Genomic DNA, 17,557 nt, shown 5'->3' on the forward strand with positions numbered 1-17,557 from the left:
AAGACAGTGTCGTCACACGGCCAAAACGAGAGCTGTAGAGCGGGGAATACGGAGAACCAACAGGAGCGTCACTCGGGCGGCACGAGAAACAGCGACGTGGCGACGAAGACGCTGGCCAGCGCACTCCCGAGACCCACCCCGAGCGCCATCGGAATGGCCATGAGCCAGCCGGCGAGGACGCCCACGCCGACCGAGGCGGGCATCGCCGCCAGCAGACCGTCGTACCGGGTGGGCGTCTCCTCCATACCACCCCTGTGGAACTCCGGATAATTAAATCTAATTACCGGCGGCTACGAGGAGGTCCCTGATACCGCTCTTGCAGGCCTAAACCGGATTACAGCGCCGCTACTTCCCCCAGAACGGATCGCGGTTCCGGTGTTTGTCGAGGTACATCCCGAGCGCCTCGAGTTCGTCGGCGGGAATCTCGTCGGACAGTTCCTGCTCGAGGATCTTCGCGTGTTTCTCGGGCAACTCGGTCCAGAGTTCGTCGCCCTCCTCGATCTGTCGGCCGACGGTGGGACCGTCGATGGATGCGGCGACCTGTTCGCCGGTTCGGGCCTCGTCGATGTCCTCGCCGGCGTCCTGCAGGGACTTGAGTTCGCCGACGCGTTCGGGCTCGTTGCCCGCCCACTTCTCGACGCGGGAGTTGCGCTTCAGCGTGCCCGACAGCACCTCGACACCGACGACGGCGGGGTTGGACTGCCGGAAGACGTGGTCCTCCAGCACCCGGAACCGACAGGGTCGCTGTATCTTGTCGAGCACCTGCTCCTGCTGGGCGCGCTCGATGGTCTCGACGTGCTCCTCGTAGGACTCGACCAGCTGGTAGATGACGTCGTCGACGAACAGCCGCACGTCCTTCTCCTCGGCCTCGCGCTCGGCGTCGTCCAGCACGTCGACGTTGAAGCCGAGGACGGCCTCGTGTTTCGGCTCCTCGGCGGTGGAGGCGACCGCGATGTCCCGCGGTGCCACGTCGCCGACCTCCGCCCGGACGATGGGCACCTCCGCCTCCTCTAAGGCGGCGGCGATGGCCTCCAGCGAGCCGAGGGTGTCGGCCTTGACGACGACGCCGTCCTCCTCGGTCGTGACCTCGATGTCGGCCAGTTCCGCGCGGACCTCCTCGATGACGTCCTCCAGCGGCCGGTCGCGGACGACGCGGACGGGCGCGCCCGCCATCGCGTCGTCGAGGTCCGGGGCCGCTATCTTCAGGCCGGCGGCGGCCCGGACCTCCTCGACCTGCTCGAACTGCTTTTCGGTCCGTATCTCCGCCAGCGGCCGCGGCTGCAACAGTGCGCGCACCTCGGTGACGATGGGCTCGCCCGTTCCGCCGACGACGATGGTGTCGTCCGCCCGGACGGTGCCGTCGTACAGCACCAGGTCCAGCGTCGTCCCGAAGCCGCGCTCCTCGGTGACCTCGAGAACGGTGCCGACGCCGGGACCGCCGACGTCGATGGACATCTCCTCTTTGAGGTAGCGCTGGGAGAGACCCATCAGCACCGTCAGCAGGTCGGGGACGCCCTCGCCGGTCTCGGCGGAGACGGGGACGACGCCGATGTTCGCCCGGAAGTCCTGGACCCGCCAGTACATGTCCGCCGAGAAGCCGTTGTCGGAGAGGTCGCCGATGAGTTCGTAGAGCTTCTCGTTGAGCCGTGACTCGGCCCGGTCGCTCTGCTTTTCGAGCGTCTCCTGAACGGGCGCGTCCGGGTTCGGGTTCCACCCCGGGATGGTGTCGATCTTGTTGGCGGCGACGATGAACGGCGTCTCGGTCCGCTTGAGGATGTCGACGGCCTCCAGGGTCTGCGGCTGGAAGCCGTCGTTGACGTCGACGACGAGGATGGCGATGTCCGCGAGCGCCCCGCCGCGGGAGCGCAGCGTCGAAAACGAGTGGTGGCCGGGCGTGTCGATGAACAGCAGGCCGGGCAGATCGAAGTCCTCGGGGTCGACGAGCTTGCCGGCGATGTCGGAGATGGTCGACAGCGGGACGGCCGTCGCGCCGATGTGCTGGGTGATGGCACCGGACTCGCCGGCGGTCACGGCCGAGCCGCGCACCTCGTCGAGCAGGCTCGTCTTGCCGTGGTCGACGTGCCCGAGTACGGCGACGATGGGCGTCCGTAGCGATGCGGCGTCCCCGGCGTCGGTAGCGTCGGCATCAGACATAGACGGTCCCTCTTGTCGAACAGTGGCCGTCGCCGGCATATAACGGTTTCAATGTCGGTTCGTCGGTCATTTGCCGGTTGTCGGCCGGTCGATTCGATTTCCCGGGGCGGCCGGTCACTCGCTGACCGTGAAGCTTCCCGTCATGCCGTTGCTCTGGTGCGGCTCACAGACGTAGTCGTACTCGCCGGCGACCTCGAAGGTGTGGGCGTGGACGGTGCCCTCGCCGTAGCTGAACTCCTCGGCCTTGCCGGACCAGTCGGCGCCGTCGGGCTTGCTCTCGACGGCGATGTTGTGTCCCGAACCCACCCACTCCCACAACACCGTGTCGCCGACGGATATCTCGAAGCCCGCGGGCTCGAAGTTGAGGCCGTTGGCCCCGACGGCGACCCGCTGGTCGGGGTCGGACGGCGGCGTCGCCGTCTGCTCGGCCGTCTCGGTCGGCGTCTCCGTCTGCTCGGCCGTCTCGGTCGGCGTCTCCGTCTCGGTGGCCGTCGCCGTGTCCATCCCCTCGTCGGTATCCGTCGCCGTGTCCATCCCCTCGTCGGTATCCGTCGCCGTGTCCGTCGGCTCTCCGCCGCCGTTGCCGCCGTCGTCCGTACAACCTGCAATCGAGACGGCACCGCCGGCGGCCGCGACCAACTGGAGGTATCGTCGACGTTCCATACCAGGGAGGGGGTCGGCCCGGCCCTTCAACGTTGACCCAAATTCCTCCGAAATCGTCGCCGCGGACCCGAACGTTGATAGCGAGCGCCCTGCAAGCGGGACCCATGCCCGAGATACTCGCGGAGAACCTCTCCGACAAGGAGGTCATGGGTTCGGACGGTGCCAGCCTCGGAACGCTGTACAACATCACGATGGACCTGAAGACGGGGACGTTGCGGGACCTGGTGGTCGACCCTGCCAACGCCACCGTCGAACCCGACTTCCCGCGCGACGACCACGGCAACTACCTCATCCCCGTCAGCCGCGTGCAGGCGGTGAAGGACACCGTCGTCGTCGACCGCTGATCTCGATGCAGGTTCTCGATTCGTCGGCGTTCATTCACGATCACACCACCGAGGAGTCCATCGCTACCATCCCGCTGGTGCGCGAGGAACTCGAAGACGAGGCCGGCTACCGCTTCGACGCGCTGGAGGGGTCGGGAATGCGCATCCACATCCCCGAACCCGAGACCGTCGAACGCGTCGAGCGGGCCGCCCGCGAGACGGGCGACGCCGAGACCCTCTCGCGGACCGACGTCCGTCTGCTGGCCGCGTCGTTCGAACTCGACGCGACGCTCGTCACCGACGACTACGCGATGCAGAACGTCGCCGAGAAGCTCGACGTCGCCGTCGACGTCATCGCACAGGAGGGCATCGACGAGCGGCGCGACTGGCAGTTCCAGTGTCAGGGCTGCGGCCGGACCTTCGACGAGCACCGCGACCGCTGTAGCATCTGCGGCAGCGACCTCGAACGGAAGCGCCCCTAGTCGAGTTCCTCGAGCCCGACCCCGACCAGTTGTTCGAGGACCTCCTGTTCGGTGAGGTCGTACTCCGCGGCGAGCCCCTCGACACGCCGCGCCGTGTCGTCGTCACAGACGAGCGTGTAGCGACGCATGCCGGTAGGTATGTCACCGTCTAGCATAAATACCCGTCAGACGGGCGACGGACGGCGGACTGACAAGATTAATCGGCCGTCGAACCCTACGGCCGGCAATGAGCGTCTCCGCCGAGCGCGATCCCGTCTCGACCGTCGTCGCCGCCGCGGGCGTCGGCCTCGCTGGCTTCCTCGCCGGCCTCGTCTTCGTCACCTTCGCCGTGTCGCTGGTCGGTGCCCTCGTTCCGCTGGCTGAGGGGTCGCCCGAGCGGGCCACCGTGTTGATGCTCGCACAGTACAGCGGCATCCTCGCGGTCGCGGCCTTCTACCTGGACGCCTCCGACCGGTCGCTGTCGTACCTCCGCGTCGGGCGGCCGACCGCCCGCGACCTCGCCTGGATCGTCGCCGGCGTCCTCGCGCTGTTCGGGACGCTGGCGGCGGCGACCTTCGTCGCCGAACAGCTCGGCCTCTCCGTGACCGATCACTCCGTCTCCCAGTCGGCCGCGGACAACCCGGCGATGCTGTTGCCGCTGATACCGCTTTCCATCCTCATCACCGGACCCGTCGAGGAACTGCTCTACCGGGGCGTCGTCCAGACCCGGCTCAAGGAGGCGTTCAGCACCGCCCCCGCGGTCGGCATCGCCGCCGTCGTCTTCGCCGCCGTCCACGTCCCCGCCTACAGCCTCGGCGGCGGCTCCGTCGAGTCGCTGGCGACGACGCTGGTCGTCCTGTTCGTCCTCGGCGGCCTGCTGGGGGCGCTCTACGAGCACACCGGCAACCTCCTGGTACCCGCCGTCGCCCACGGCGTGTACAACGCCGTCACGTTCGCCGTCAACTATCTTGAGTTGACCGGCGGGCTGTAGCCGAGCGACGGCGACCACCCCTGGCCGCTACTCGATGTCCAGCGTCGTCTTCTCGGCGACCGCCTCGCTCTCCTCGAACTCGCCGCCACCGAGCAGGCCCCTCGCAGCCCGCTTTCCCCACTCGACGGCCGGCTGGGTGAACGTCGACACCTCCAGCAGTTCCCCGCACAGCACGCAGGCGGCCTCCATGTCGTACAGCAGGCGGCCGACGCTCGCCGCGTCCAGGCGGTCGAACTCGATGCGGACGTTCGGGACGCCCGCGGCCGCCAGCGACGCCTCCGTCGCCTCGAACTCCGCGTCCAGCAGTTCGCCGAGCGTCGACCCGCCGAGGTACGACAGGGCCTCGACGTCCGTCTCCGGGATGGGACGGTCGACCCGCTCTCGGGGCCGCAACAGCGTGACCAGCTTGTCCTTCCGGCCGGCGCGGTACAGCTGCAGCTGGGAGTGCTGGTCGGTCGCGCCCAGCGCGCGGGCGGGCGTCTGCCCGAGGCCGTCCTTGCCGAGGCTCTCGGCCCACAGCTGTGCGAACCACTCCGCGAACGGCTCCAGCGCCTCCGCGTACGGCACCACGGCGTTCGTCGTCGCGCCGCGACACTCCAGGGCGTAGGCGACCGCGCCGTAGGCGTAGGCCGGACAGTCGAACAGCGACGGGGCCAGCGCCGCCCGCCCCTCGGCGCCACCGGCGAGGACGCCCTCGATGTCGCCGCCCAGCGCCGCCGCCGGAACGAGTCCGACGGCCGACAGCGCCGAGAACCGGCCCGGGACCCCCGCCGGGACCGAACAGGTCGGCAGGTCCTCCGTCGCCGCCAGTTCCGCCAGCGGGCCCGACTCGCCCGTCGTGACGACGGTCCGCTCGGTCCAGTCGACGCCCGCCTCCGCCATCGCCGCCCGGACGACCAGAAAGTTCGACAGCGTCTCGGCGGTCGTCCCCGACCGAGAGACGACGTTGACGAGCGTCTCCTCGAGCGGCAGTTCCTCCAGCAGGCGGGTCGTCTCGGCGGGGTCGACGTTGTCCAGGGTGTGGTGCCCCTCGAGACCCAGCGCGGCCGTGATCGTCTCGGCGCCCAGCGCGGACCCGCCGATGCCGACCGTCAGGACCGCCTCGGGGTCGAACCCCTCGACGGCCGCCCGGATTTCCCCGGCGTCGGTGTCGGCCGGCAGCGCGAGGCTGGCGTAGCCGAACTCCCGGTCCTCGATGCCGTCCGCGACCCGCTCGTGGGCACGGGCGACCCGCTCGTCGAGTCGTTCCAGGGAGTCCGCTGCGACCCCCGGCGAGGCCTCGACCGCCAGAGCGTTGCCGATGTCGACGTTCATGCCACCGGGCGCGTGCCGCTGGAGTAAGGCCTTGGCGGTGTCGGCCGGGGCGGTGTCCGGATAAGCGTGCCAACATACCGCTGTCGTTCCTGTCGGATATCGTCAATCAATCGTCGTCCGCGGTGTATGCGCCTGACCGGTGTTCGATGCTGTAGACGCGGAGTAGCTGCTCATCCTGGCGGGCCGAACATGCCAACCGAAACGATCCGATTCTGAGTTTCGAATACGGCGACCCGGTGAGCGGTTCCAGATACTCGTCGGGCGTCCGCCACTCGTCGTCGACAATCTCGTCCAATTTCGAGACGAGGCGGTCTTGCTGGTGGTCGTCCAGCCCTTCGAACGTGTCCTCGGCGGACGCCCGGAGCTCCCAGTCCCAGTCGTCAGTCATCCTGCTCCAACTGGGCCTTCACCTCCTCGCTGCTGACGCCCTCGCCCTCCCCGGTCCGCAGTTTGTGTTCCTCGGAAGCGATCTCCTTCCAGGTCGCCCGCGTGAACGCGGGGTGTTTCACCGCGTCCCGGAGCACGTACCGGATGAACTCGCTTCGGGAGTTGAACCCCTCTTGCTCCCACGTCGTGTCGATGTCCTCCAGAAACGACTCGGTGATCCGGATGTTGATATTCGTCTTGTCCGGATCCGGTGTATCATTTGTATCTGCGTCCGACATACATCCCTCTTTTGACGCCCATCAAATAAGCCTGCGGGTAGATTCACCAACGACTCCGGCAGCCCCCGCTTCGACAGAACAGGGAATCGATCGGAGTGATACAGCGTTCCTCTCGTGTAACCGACCTCTCCCTACTTCGCTCGGTCTTGCGACCTCGCTCGTTGAGGGAGGGGCTTTGATGTGGGACTCGCCCTGAACACTACCGTCGCCCGGAATCGCGGCGCTTATTCACCGGACGGCCCTACGGCCGGTGATGAGCGACGACTACTCGGGATTTTTCGGGGCCTTCCCCTACGCCTTCCGGCGGAGCGACTCCCGGCTCTTCCGGGCCTACACCGCCGTCGGCGGCCTGCTGGCCGCCATCCTCGCGATCTTCTTCACCTTCGCCCTAGTCGTCACCGTCGCCTCGACGGCGAACCTCTCCGGCGGGACCATCACCTTCGTCCGGTCGGTGTTCGTCCTGTTCGGCTTCCTGGTCGTCGCGCCGCTGGTCGCGCCCGTGCTGTTCGTCGCCCGCCACCACAGGCGCGAGGGCGGCGACCCCGGCTACGACGCGGGCCTGGCCGGCGCCGGCGTCGTCTACCTCGTGACGCTGTATCTCGGCGCCGTCGCCTCGATGCCGGCCCGCTTCGAGATAGACGGCCAGGTGTCGACCCGGCCCGATCCGTCGGGGCTCGCCGCGCCGCTGGTCGAGGCGCTGTACGCCGTCCCGGAGGCGCTGTCGTGGACCATCCCGCTGGCCGGTGCCGTACTCATCCTCGTCGTCCACCGGTGGCTCGGCTGACGGCGACTGACGAGCGGAAGCCGGGAGAACCACCGCACTGCGGCGCTGTCCCGGCTCCCGGGACTCACGGGGAGGTTATACGTCCGAACGACGCGTCTCTCCGGATATAGGAGAAACGTATGTCCACCAAGAACACACTGAACGGCACGAACGTTTTCGAAAGCACGCTGGGCGGGCTGACCGTCCGGGGGAAGGCACACGGTCTCAGCGCCTGGTTCGTCCTGGCGCTCCGGCTCGTCATCGGCTTCGCGTTCCTCTACTCGGGCGCGGAGAAGGTGCTGAACGGCTTCGCCGCGGGCGGCTACCTGACGAACGTCGCGGCGGCCAACGGCAACCCGCTGGAAGCGATGTTCGCCTGGATGGCCGCGTCCCCGTGGTTCGTCGAGTTCGTGAACGTCGCAGTCCCGTACGGCGAGGTCGCCATCGGTCTCGGTCTCATGGCCGGGCTTTTGACCCGGCTGGCGGCGTTCTTCGGGGCGCTCATGATGCTGTTGTTCTACTTCGGCAACTGGGACATGGCTCACGGGTTCATCAACAGCGACTTCATGTACATGCTCGTGTTCCTCTCGGTCGCCGCCTTCGGCGCCGGCCGCATCCTAGGACTCGACGCCTACGTCGAGGGCTACGAGATCGGCGGCCAGCCGCTGTTGGAGCGGTACCCCCGGCTCGGCTACCTGCTGGGCTGAACCGGTGCGGGTCTTCACCCGCCATCGCAGGCCGAGGGACGATCCGTAGCCGCCCGCCGGAGAAGTCGCCGCAATTCCCGGTCCATTACGAAGCCGGAGGTGGCCCGCCGGTTGCGAGCTATTCTGTCGGTTCCTGAGGGATACTGAGCGTCATCTCGGCACTGTCACCGCCCTCGACGGTCACGCTCGTGGACGCGTACAGTTCCTGTTGGTCGACCTCGGAGTACTCGTACGGTCCCGGGAGCACGAACACCGCGAGATGGAGGTCCCGCTCCGGGGCCCCCTCCTCGACCTCGAACTCGACCGTTACCTCGGTCGGAGCGCCGGCCGCGTCGAACGAGAACGACTGGTCGACGATGGTGACGTCACCTAGCTCCCCGGCGTCTTCCTGCCGGAGGAGCGAGGGGTTGTCCGTGACGCCGTCGTCGGAGTTCCCCAGCGCCGCCATCAGGTCCAGACCGTTCCCGGCGTAGTCCGGTGGGTCCGGCGGCTCCGACCCGGGGCCGAAGTCGACCTGCCAGTACACCGTCTCACTCTGTGGCGTCTCGGTCGGTGTCGGTGTTGGTGTCGCAGTCGGCGTTGGCGTCGGTGTTGGTGTCGCAGTCGGCGTTGGCGTCGGCGTCTCGGTCGGTGTCGGCGTTGGCGTCGGCGTCTCGGTCGGTGTCGGCGTTGGCGTCGGCGTCTCGGTCGGTGTCGGCGTTGGCGTCGGCGTCTCGGTCGGTGTCGGCGTTGGCGTCGGCGTCTCGGTCGGTGTCGGCGTTGGCGTCGGCGTCTCGGTCGGTGTCGGCGTCTCGGTCGGTGTCGGCGTTGGTGTCGCAGTCGGTGTTGGTGTCGCAGTCGGCGTTGGCGTCGGTGTTGGTGTCGCAGTCGGCGTTGGCGTCGGCGTTGCCGGTATCACACAGAACGCCAGGAAGCTGATCCCCTGCTCCGTCACGATGGTGCCGTCAGTCGCCGGTGGATCGATCTCGACCACCTGCTCGGGTGCGGCTCCTCCTCCCGCCTGGACCACTACGACGTCGACCGGCTCTTGGGCCGTCCAGTTCACCTCGACCGGACCGGAAGCAGGGTCGCCGTCGTCCAACGCGACGATATCGAACGTCACCACGTCAGCGCCGTCGTCCAGAACGAACTGGTATGTGCCGTCGGACTGCTCCCAGTTGTATTTGGCCAGCAGCTCCTCGTCGCCCTGGCAGGGACTATCCGGCGTTCGGTCGTCCTGCTGGAGCGATTGCGACTGGGACCCGTCCAGAGGGCCGATAGAACCGAAACCGGCGGTGACCCCGACGAGAAACAGGACCACCACCAACAGAACTCCCAGAACCGATAGTATCCCCGCCGCCGACTCGTCGGTCATCCGTCGGTTCCTCCCGGTTCGCGCGCTGTGAGTTCGTGACGACTGAGTTCGGTATTCATCGTGAACGGAATCGGTAGATCGGATATTTGTTATAGAGGATATACGGTCGGTAGGCGACTCTTAGCGGACGGACCGGCGTCGGACGAAACGCCGAAGACATCCGAACCCGTCCGTCGAGGTATGAGCACCGAAGAGGATGCCGAACGACGAGAGGGTCGCTTCCTCGTCACCCACGCCGACGAGGACTCGGCCGTCCTGAAGGACGTCGACCGCGGGCAGGTACACACGCTCGCGGACAACCCCGGAATCGAGGAGGGCGACGTCGTCGAAGGCGCCGTCGAACCCGAACCGCCGATGGAGGTGGCCTACGCGCTCGTCGACGTCGACGAGCGGCGGAGCCTCACCGTCGAGGAGAGCCCCGAACCCCCGACGACGCAGGCCCGCGACGTCGCGGCCGACCAGTCCGAGGGCGAGGTGACGAGACGGGAGCGGGCCGGGACCGGCGAACTCCACGTCCTGACCGTCCCCGAGGACGGCACCGAGCGGGCCGTCACCGACGTGCTCGAGGACGAGGCGACGCTCGCGCGGGCGGCGAGACTCGGCGTCGCCCGCGTCGAGGTTCGTAGCCAGCCCGGAATCGTCAGCGTCCGCTACCTGCCGTAGGCGTCACTCCGGGTACGGTCGCTCGCCGAGGATTTCGAGTTCGTCGCCGACGCGCAGCGTCTCGCCGACGCTTCCGGCCGGCACAAAGGTGTTGACCATCAGCCGGAAGTGGTGGTCGAACCACGCGTCGTCGGCCCACACCGGCAGCGTCTCGCGGCGCTTCTCGACGAACCGCTCGCGGAAGCCCGGCGTCTCCTCGCCCGTCTCGGGGTCCCGCGTCGGGACGACACAGCGCTGACAGGGGTTCGAGCCGAGGAACTCGCAGTCGCCGACCCGGAAGGCGACCGCCGTCTCGCGGTCGGCGTAGAGGCGGTCCTCCCAGAAGGCCTCGACGCCCGAGACGACGAGGTTCGGCCGGAGGCGCCGCTCCATCTCGTCGGCGTCGATGCCGTCGAACCACCCCGCCACCGCCTCGACGGTCGCCTCGGCGACGAGGGTCGGTCCCGACGCGTGGGTGTCGTCCGGGAAGCCGCCCCGCTCGTTCCGGCGGAGTTCGACCGGCCGCCCGAAGAACTCGGCGAGCCACGACTCGATGGCGTCGACCGCCTCGAGGTCGAAGGCCGCAGGGTCGCCGTCCGGGCCACGGAGCGTCAGGCGGCCTGCCTTGGGGTCGAACCACGACCGCAACGCGTGGACGCGCGGTTCGTTCTTGCCGTTGACGTACTCGCCGGACTCGTCGACGATAGCGAACTCGCGGTCGTAGGCCAGCCCGCCGTCCTCGCGGACCTCGACGCGTTCCAGCGTCCGGTGGGGGTCCAGCGACTTGACCGGGTAGACGGTGATGCGTTCCAGCGTCGGCGTCGCCATCGACGGGAACGTGGTGGCGGCGGGGATTAACGGTTCGGGACGCGGCCGGCGGCGAGTCGCGCCGCCCGAGAGCGCCGCCTCGGACCGTTTCGACGCACAAACGACAACCCTTATTCACGGGGCACGCACACCGGGATTCATGGACCTGTCGGTACTGAAGGTAGACTACTCCGACTACACCAACCGCCAGTTGGTCGCGGTACCGCTGGCGCTTCTGGCGCTCTCTATCGGGGTGCTCGCCGTCGCAACGGTGATGGTGGGCTCGCCGGTGCCGCTCGGGATCGAGTTCACCGGCGGCACGGAGCTACGAATCGTCACCGACGACTCGCCCGCCGAAATCGAGGCCACCTTCGACGAGAACATCGAGTCGCTGACGCCCATCGCGACACAGGAGAACACCTACCAGTTGACGTTCCAGACGGACGACGCCGACCCGCTGGCCCAGCAGGCCGAGGAGGCCGGCTACGAAGTCCCGCAAATCAGCGAGCGGTCGGCCAGTTTCGCCGCCGACTCCCAGCGGCAGGCCATCATCGGCCTGCTGGTGGCCTTCGCCGGGATGGCCGCGTTGGTCTTCCTGATGTTCCGGACGTTCATCCCCTCCATCGCCGTCGTGGCGTCGGCCTTCTCGGACATCATGATACCGCTGGCGCTGATGCGGCTGTTCGGCATCCAGCTGTCGCTCGGGACGGTCGCGGCGCTGCTGATGCTCATCGGGTACTCGGTCGACTCCGATCTCCTCTTGAACAACCACGTCATCCGGCGGCGCGGTGACTTCTACACCGCGACCTTCCGGGCGATGCGGACGGGGGTGACGATGACCATCACCTCCATCGCCGCGATGGTGGTGATGGCCGTCGCCGCCACGCTGCTCGGTATCCCGCTGCTGCCCGAAATCGGTATCGTACTCGTGTTCGGCCTCACCGCCGACCTGATGAACACCTACCTGCTCAACGTGAGCCTGCTGCGCTACTACAAGTACGAGGCAATAGCGAAATGAAACTCAATATCAGGGAGAACTGGCGTATCTGGCTTCTGGTCGTCTTCGTCGTCGTGAGTACGGTCGCCATCTTCGCGCCGCTCGGCGCGGGCGGTCCCGGCGGCGACACGAACGCGACGAACGCGACGAACGGGAGCGCCGCCCCCCAGTCGACCGCCTCCGAGTACACCAACCTCCGGTTCGGTCTCGAGTTGGCCGGCGGCACCCAGGTCCGGGCGCCGCTGGTCGGGATGACCGCCGAGGGCCTGACGTTCGACGCCGACCAGGCCGGCCAAATCGAGGAGACGCTCCAGGCCGAACTGGACATCGGTCCCGGCGACGTCCGGGCCGACCCCCGGGACGGCACCGTCGAGGTGTTCGTCGACGCGGACAACGGCAACGTCACCCAGGCGGAGTTCGCCGCCGCGCTGCAGGCGGCCGATCTCTCGGCCAGCCAGGACGACGTCCGGAAGGGCGTCACCGCCGAGACCCGCGAGGACGCCGTCGACGTCCTCAGCAGCAAGATCGACCGCAGCGGCCTCAGCGGCGGCACGGTCACGCAGGCGACGTCGCCGGGCGAGACGTTCATCCTCGTCGAGGTGCCCGGCGCCGACCGCGAGGACGTCCTCGACCTCATCGGCGAACAGGGGCTCGTCCAGACCGTCGCACTCTACCCCGTCGAGACGGGCAACGAAACCGAGTACCGGACGGCCAACCTCACGACACAGGAGGACTTCGCAAACGTCGGCCAGGCCACCATTCCGGAGGGCAACGACCCGCCGTTCGTCCCGGTCACGCTGACCGACGAGGCCGCCCCGGGGTTCCAGTCGGCGATGCAGGAGTACGGCTTCGACCGACAGGGCGGAACCCGGTGTAACTACGACCTCAATCAGTCGCTGGAGGAGAACAGACAGAGCAGCCCCGGCCGCTGTCTCCTCACCGTCCGTGACGGCGAGGTCGTCTACGCTGCGAGCGTGGGCAACGACCTCGCTAGCTCCTTCAGGAGCGGTCAGTTCGTTCAGGACCCGGGGTACATCACCCAGACGACCAACTTCGAGGAGGCGCGCGAACTCGAGATCAACCTGAAGGTCGGGGCGCTGCCGACCCAACTCGACCTGGAGGAAGGGACGACGTTCTTCCTGCTGCCGAGCCTCGCCCAGCAGTTCAAGCCGCTGTCGCTTCTGACCGGCGCCGCCGCCGTCGTCGCCGTCTCGCTGATGGTGTTCTTCCGGTACCGGCGGGCCGACGTCGCCGCGCCGATGGTGCTGACGGCGGCCGCGGAGGTGTACGTCCTGCTCGGCTTCGCCGCCGCGGTCGGCTTGCCGCTGGAACTATCGCACATCGCCGGCTTCATCGCCGTCATCGGGACGGGGGTCGACGACCTCGTGATAATCGCCGACGAGATAATGCAACGGGGCAACATCGAGACCTCGAAGGTGTTCGAATCGCGGTTCCGGAAGGCCTTCTGGGTCATCGGGGCCGCCGCCGCGACGACCATCATCGCCATGTCGCCGCTGGCGGTCCTGTCGCTCGGGGACCTCCGCGGGTTCGCCATCGTCACCATCGTCGGCGTCCTCGTCGGCGTCCTCATCACCCGGCCCGCCTACGGCGACATCCTCCGGGTGCTCGTGTTGCGCCGACGGGACTGACTGCCCACTTCGACACGCTTTCCCTCGTCCCGCCGAAACGGCCGGTATGACCTTCCGAGACGGGACCCTCGTCGACTGGCACGAGTGGGGTCCCGACCCCTTCGAGACGGCCGACCGGGCCGGCAAGCCCGTCCTGCTCTCGCTGACCGCGCCGTGGTGTGAGTGGTGCCGGCGGATGGACGAGGAGGCCTACTCGGACCCCAAACTCGCCGCCAACGTCGGCGAGAGCTTCGTCCCCGTCCGCGTCGACGTCGACCGCCACCCCCGCGTCCGCGAGCGGTACAACATGGGCGGCTTCCCGACGACGGCCTTCCTGACCCCCGACGGCGAGGTGCTCTCCGGGGCGACGTACCTCGGCACGGATGGGTTGCGGCAGGTACTCGACCGGGTCCGCGAATCGTGGGACGCCAAGGGCGCGGCGGCCGGCCGGGTGCCGCGCTCGCTTTCCGACGCCGAGACCCCACCCGGCGAGGTGACCGCCGAGATCGAGGCCCACATGGTCGAGCAGGTCGCCGCCGCCTTCGACGAGGAGTTCGGCGGGTGGGGGTCGGGCGCGAAGTTCCCGCTGGCCCGGACCGTCGAGTTCGCCTGCAAGCGGGACCGCGGGCGGGCGACGAGGACCCTCGAAGCCGTCCGGACGCACCTGCACGACACCTACGGCGGCGGCTTCTACCGGTTCGCCGAGACCCGCCGGTGGGGCGAACCGCACCGTGAGAAACTGACTGACGAGAACGCGGCGCTGGTCCGGGCATTCACGACCGGCTACCTCTACACCGGCGAGGACGCCTACCGCGACACCGCCGAGGGCACCGTCGACTACCTGACGACGACGGCCTGGACCGGCGAGGCCTTCGCCGCGAGCCAGGCCGAAAGCGACTACTACCTGCTGGAACCGACCGAGCGCGAGGAGACGGAGCCCCCGGCCGTCGACGCGACGGTGCTGGCCGACCGCAACGGCCTGGCCTGCGAGGCGCTGTTCCGCTTTGCGGCCCTCACGGACCACGAGGGCGCCCGACGCTACGCCGAGCGCGCCCTCGAGTACGTCCTGGAGACGCTCGTCGAGCAGGGCCGCGTCGCCCACTTCGACGGCGAGGACAGCGAGGACGGCCTGCTCGTCGACCACGCCCGCGTGCTGGCCGGTCTCACCGCCGCCGCACAGGTCACCGGCCCCGACGGCTGGCTCGACCCCGCCCGCGCCGTCGCCGACGACGCGATCGACCGCCTCGTCGACGAGGGCGGGGCCTTCCTCGACGGCGAACCGACCGGCGCCGGCCTGCTGGAGCGGCCGCTCCGCCCGCTGGAGACCAACGCCGAGATGGCCGACGCGCTGCTGGACCTGTGGGCGCTGACCGGCACCGAGCGGTACCGCGAGACGGCCGTCGACACCCTGGCGGCCTTCGCCGGCGCCTACGACCGGATGGGCGTCGAGGCCGCGGGGTACGCCGCCGCCTGCGCCCGCGCCCACTACGACCCGCTCGTCGTCCGGACGCCGCCGGCCGGGACGGACCTCCACCGCGCCGCGCTCCGCATCGCCGACCACGAGAAGGTCGTCGTGCCCGGGGAGCGGGCCGACGCAGTCGTCGTCCGCGGCGGCGAGGCGACGGCGCCCGCGACGACTCCCGAGGAACTGCTCGACCGCGCCGCCGAGGACCCGGCCGACGGGTAACCGCGCCGACAACAACTCAAACCGCTCGTAAACTTGCGGTGCGTTTATAATCCCCGGGGTGGAGACAGTGAACAATGGCAAGTCTGAGAGACCTCGGCCTGTCCGAGTACGAGGCTCGTGCGTACCGCGCTCTCCTGAAGACGGGTCCGACAACCGCAAAGGAGTTGTCACGGGTCAGCGACGTTCCGATGGGTCGCATCTACGACGTGCTCAACAGCATCGAACAGTACAACCTCGTCCGCTCTCAATCCGCCTCCCGGCCGAAGAAGTACGTCGCCGTCGAGCCGACGACCGCCCTCGACCGACTGCTCGACGACAAGAAGCGCGAACTCGAGGAGAAGGCAAACCAGTACGAGGAGATCGTCGACGACCTCACCGGTGAACTGGAGACCGCCGAACCCGTCGAGGAGACGTTCTGGACGGCCGCCGTCGGGCCGGAGGAGACCGTCGACCTGCTCGTCGAGCGGCTCTCGGCCGCCGAGTCCCGGATCGTGATGGTGCTTTCGACCTACACCGAGCAGTTCTTCGACATCGACACGGTCGGGACGCTCATCCTCGACGAACTCGCCGGAGCCCTCGAGCGCGGCGTCGAGGTCCGACTCCTGATGCGGCCCGACCTCGTGCCCATCCTCCCGGAGTCCATCGGCGAACGCTACCAGGAGTCGCTGATGGAACACGACACGTTCTCGGTCCGCACCAGCGAGAACGTCTCCGGTACGTTCACCCTCGTCGACGAAAGCGAGGTCGTCATCGAGGTGCCCCACCCCCTGAAGAGCCAGGAGGTCTTTGCGATGATCGACCTCAAGGACCGGGAGTTCGCCGGCAACGTCCGCACGGAGTTCGAGCCGCGGTGGGACGCCGCCGACGAACTGAGCTTCTGACCGGCCGGCCGCGTCCCCGACGGCCCCGGCGACGCGTGAGTCCCGCGGTGACACGACCGGCGAGCCAGGCGCAACACCAAAGACGGGCCATCACAAATTCGACACGAACCCGACACGATGGACGACCCGGCCCAGCCCGCCGCGCTGCTCGAGCACGTCCGGGACCTGCTCGTCGTCATCGACGAGTCGGGGACCTACCGGTACGCGAACGACGCCAGCGAACGCATCCTCGGGATACCGGCCGCAGACCTCGTCGGGGAACACGCCCCCGACTACATCCACCCGGAGGACCGCGAGGAGATCACCGAGCGGTTCGAGCGGCTCGTCGCCACCGACGAGCCGACGACCGCCACCGCCGAGTACCGCCACCGGACCGCCGACGGCGAGTGGGTCTGGCTCGAGAGCCGGCTCTCGAACGCCACCGTCCCCGACATCGAGGGCTACGTCGTCAGTTCCCGGGATGTCACCGACCGGAAGCGAGCCGAACGGCACAGACGGCTGACGGAGGACAGGCTCCGGGAACTGGCCGCCAACGCCGCCGACGTCCTCTGGATGTTCGACGGCGACTGGAACGAGTTGCTGTTCGTCAACGACGCCTACGAGGACATCTGGGGACAGTCCGTCGAGCGACTCCGCGAGGACCCCCACCACTTCATGGCGGGCATCCACCCGGAGGACAGACCCCGCGTCCTCGACGCGATGGACCGTGTCGCCGCCGGCGAGGCGACCGACATCGAGTACCGCGTCAATCCGGAACTGGGGTACCGCCGCTGGGTGTGGGTGGAGGCTCGTCCCGTCGTCGAGGACGGGACGGTCACCAGGATCGCCGGCTTCGCCCGCGACATCACCGACCGGCGGCGCCGCGAGCGACAGCTCCGCGTGATGGACAACCTGTTGCGGCACAACATCCGCAACGACCTGAACGTCATCATGGGCCACGCGGAACTCGCCCGAACGGAGGGCGGAGCGGCGGTCGCCAAGGAGATGGCGACCGTCCTCGAGACCGCCGACGACCTGCTCGATACGGCGGCCAAGGAACGGGAGATCATCGACGTCCTCTTCGGGTTCGACGACCCGAAGCAGATCGACGTTGTCGCCCTCCTCGAGGAGGTCACCGCCGAGATCCGGGAGTCACACCCGAGCTGCTCGATCACGATCGAGGGGGCAAACGCGGCCGACGTCGTCGCGCTCCCGTCGCTCCGACGCGCCCTGGTGGAACTGCTCGAGAACGCGGCCGAGCACGCCGACTGCGACCCGACGATCGACGTCGAGGTCGAGATTGACCAGGAGAGCGACGCGGTCGAGATAACGCTGCGGGACAACGCACCCCCCATCCCGAGCAACGAGTACGAGCCCCTGATAGGAGAGGCCGAGCCGACCGCCCTCAACCACGGCACGGGGCTCGGCCTGTGGCTCGTCTACCTGGTGGTCGATCTCTCCGACGGTGAGATTCGATTCCGGCGAGCAGGCGATGACGGGAACGTCGTCACCATCGACCTGCCTCGCCCCGCAGAATAGCG

20 protein-coding genes are annotated in these 17,557 nt (G+C 68.4%); 11 read left to right on the plus strand and 9 right to left on the minus strand.

The annotated features are described in order from the left end of the window. Positions 1–68 precede the first annotated feature (68 nt). The 3 genes from NLF94_RS06330 to NLF94_RS06340 form a co-directional block, all read right to left on the minus strand. Positions 69–245 (minus strand): DUF8015 family protein, encoded by a 177-nt coding sequence (locus NLF94_RS06330; protein ID WP_254840624.1) that lies wholly within the window; start codon positions 243–245, stop codon positions 69–71. 100 nt (positions 246–345) lie between these two features. After that, entirely contained in the window at positions 346–2,154 is a 1,809-nt protein-coding gene (infB, locus tag NLF94_RS06335) for a translation initiation factor IF-2 (RefSeq protein ID WP_254840625.1), read from the minus strand. 114 nt (positions 2,155–2,268) lie between these two features. Beyond that, positions 2,269–2,817: a plastocyanin/azurin family copper-binding protein gene (locus NLF94_RS06340; RefSeq protein ID WP_254840626.1), complete on the minus strand. Its 549-nt coding sequence runs from the start codon at positions 2,815–2,817 to the stop codon at positions 2,269–2,271. Between the two features lie 104 nt (positions 2,818–2,921). On the opposite strand from NLF94_RS06340, the gene NLF94_RS06345 reads away from it, so the two are divergent. Together NLF94_RS06345 and NLF94_RS06350 are read left to right on the plus strand one after the other, a co-directional pair. Continuing rightward, positions 2,922–3,161 carry a PRC-barrel domain-containing protein gene (locus NLF94_RS06345; protein WP_254840627.1) on the plus strand — a complete coding sequence of 80 codons (240 nt, stop codon included), beginning with the start codon at positions 2,922–2,924 and terminating at the stop codon, positions 3,159–3,161. 5 nt (positions 3,162–3,166) lie between these two features. Continuing rightward, on the plus strand, positions 3,167–3,622 hold the full coding sequence (locus NLF94_RS06350) for an NOB1 family endonuclease (protein ID WP_254840628.1): 456 nt from the start codon (positions 3,167–3,169) through the stop codon (positions 3,620–3,622). On the opposite strand, the gene NLF94_RS06355 is transcribed toward NLF94_RS06350, so the two are convergent. Continuing rightward, the gene (locus NLF94_RS06355) at positions 3,619–3,750 is read right to left on the minus strand and encodes a CopG family transcriptional regulator (protein WP_254840629.1); all 132 of its coding nucleotides are present in this window, start codon (positions 3,748–3,750) and stop codon (positions 3,619–3,621) included. The genes NLF94_RS06350 and NLF94_RS06355 overlap by 4 nt on opposite strands. Positions 3,751–3,848: 98 nt before the next feature. On the opposite strand from NLF94_RS06355, the gene NLF94_RS06360 reads away from it, so the two are divergent. Then, positions 3,849–4,592 carry a CPBP family intramembrane glutamic endopeptidase gene (locus tag NLF94_RS06360; protein ID WP_254840630.1) on the plus strand — a complete coding sequence of 248 codons (744 nt, stop codon included), beginning with the start codon at positions 3,849–3,851 and terminating at the stop codon, positions 4,590–4,592. Positions 4,593–4,619: 27 nt separating this feature from the next. Here the strand turns inward: NLF94_RS06360 and NLF94_RS06365 are convergent, their stop codons facing one another. The 3 genes from NLF94_RS06365 to NLF94_RS06375 all read right to left on the minus strand — a co-directional run bounded on the left by NLF94_RS06365 (position 4,620) and on the right by NLF94_RS06375 (position 6,571). Then, complete coding sequence (locus NLF94_RS06365; protein ID WP_254840631.1) at positions 4,620–5,906, minus strand: phosphoglucose isomerase-related protein; 1,287 nt, start codon at positions 5,904–5,906, stop codon at positions 4,620–4,622. Between the two features lie 106 nt (positions 5,907–6,012). Further along, positions 6,013–6,294, minus strand: coding sequence for a type II toxin-antitoxin system RelE family toxin (locus NLF94_RS06370; RefSeq protein ID WP_254840632.1), 282 nt, complete (start codon positions 6,292–6,294; stop codon positions 6,013–6,015). Then, positions 6,287–6,571 carry a ribbon-helix-helix domain-containing protein gene (locus NLF94_RS06375; RefSeq protein ID WP_254840633.1) on the minus strand — a complete coding sequence of 95 codons (285 nt, stop codon included), beginning with the start codon at positions 6,569–6,571 and terminating at the stop codon, positions 6,287–6,289. Before NLF94_RS06375 ends, NLF94_RS06370 begins: the two co-directional genes overlap by 8 nt. 253 nt (positions 6,572–6,824) lie before the next feature. Between NLF94_RS06375 and NLF94_RS06380 the strand changes: the two genes are divergently transcribed. Both NLF94_RS06380 and NLF94_RS06385 read left to right on the plus strand, forming a co-directional pair. Then, the gene (locus NLF94_RS06380; RefSeq protein ID WP_254840634.1) at positions 6,825–7,355 is read left to right on the plus strand and encodes a DUF8056 family protein; all 531 of its coding nucleotides are present in this window, start codon (positions 6,825–6,827) and stop codon (positions 7,353–7,355) included. Between the two features lie 119 nt (positions 7,356–7,474). Next, the gene (locus NLF94_RS06385; RefSeq protein ID WP_254840635.1) at positions 7,475–8,041 is read left to right on the plus strand and encodes a DoxX family protein; all 567 of its coding nucleotides are present in this window, start codon (positions 7,475–7,477) and stop codon (positions 8,039–8,041) included. 118 nt (positions 8,042–8,159) lie between these two features. Here the strand turns inward: NLF94_RS06385 and NLF94_RS06390 are convergent, their stop codons facing one another. Next, the gene (locus NLF94_RS06390) at positions 8,160–9,395 is read right to left on the minus strand and encodes a hypothetical protein (RefSeq protein WP_254840636.1); all 1,236 of its coding nucleotides are present in this window, start codon (positions 9,393–9,395) and stop codon (positions 8,160–8,162) included. Positions 9,396–9,575: 180 nt separating this feature from the next. On the opposite strand from NLF94_RS06390, the gene NLF94_RS06395 reads away from it, so the two are divergent. Beyond that, positions 9,576–10,058, plus strand: coding sequence for a DUF5812 family protein (locus NLF94_RS06395; protein WP_254840637.1), 483 nt, complete (start codon positions 9,576–9,578; stop codon positions 10,056–10,058). Between the two features lie 3 nt (positions 10,059–10,061). On the opposite strand, the gene NLF94_RS06400 is transcribed toward NLF94_RS06395, so the two are convergent. Beyond that, a complete protein-coding gene (locus NLF94_RS06400; RefSeq protein ID WP_254840638.1) occupies positions 10,062–10,865 on the minus strand; it encodes an MOSC domain-containing protein in 804 nt (267 codons plus the stop codon). Between the two features lie 139 nt (positions 10,866–11,004). Between NLF94_RS06400 and secF the strand changes: the two genes are divergently transcribed. The 5 genes from secF (at position 11,005) to NLF94_RS06425 (ending at position 17,555) form a co-directional block, all read left to right on the plus strand. Beyond that, positions 11,005–11,862, plus strand: coding sequence for a protein translocase subunit SecF (secF, locus tag NLF94_RS06405; RefSeq protein ID WP_254840639.1), 858 nt, complete (start codon positions 11,005–11,007; stop codon positions 11,860–11,862). Further along, a complete protein-coding gene (locus NLF94_RS06410; RefSeq protein WP_254840640.1) occupies positions 11,859–13,490 on the plus strand; it encodes a preprotein translocase subunit SecD in 1,632 nt (543 codons plus the stop codon). Before secF ends, NLF94_RS06410 begins: the two co-directional genes overlap by 4 nt. A gap of 46 nt (positions 13,491–13,536) precedes the next feature. Next, positions 13,537–15,156: a DUF255 domain-containing protein gene (locus tag NLF94_RS06415; RefSeq protein WP_254840641.1), complete on the plus strand. Its 1,620-nt coding sequence runs from the start codon at positions 13,537–13,539 to the stop codon at positions 15,154–15,156. A 74-nt stretch (positions 15,157–15,230) separates the two neighbouring features. Further along, positions 15,231–16,037 carry a TrmB family transcriptional regulator gene (locus tag NLF94_RS06420; protein WP_254840642.1) on the plus strand — a complete coding sequence of 269 codons (807 nt, stop codon included), beginning with the start codon at positions 15,231–15,233 and terminating at the stop codon, positions 16,035–16,037. Positions 16,038–16,154: 117 nt separating this feature from the next. Further along, positions 16,155–17,555 (plus strand): PAS domain S-box protein, encoded by a 1,401-nt coding sequence (locus tag NLF94_RS06425; RefSeq protein ID WP_254840643.1) that lies wholly within the window; start codon positions 16,155–16,157, stop codon positions 17,553–17,555. Positions 17,556–17,557 lie beyond the last annotated feature (2 nt).

This window comes from Natronomonas marina, from assembly GCF_024298905.1.
Lineage (GTDB): Archaea > Halobacteriota > Halobacteria > Halobacteriales > Haloarculaceae > Natronomonas > Natronomonas marina.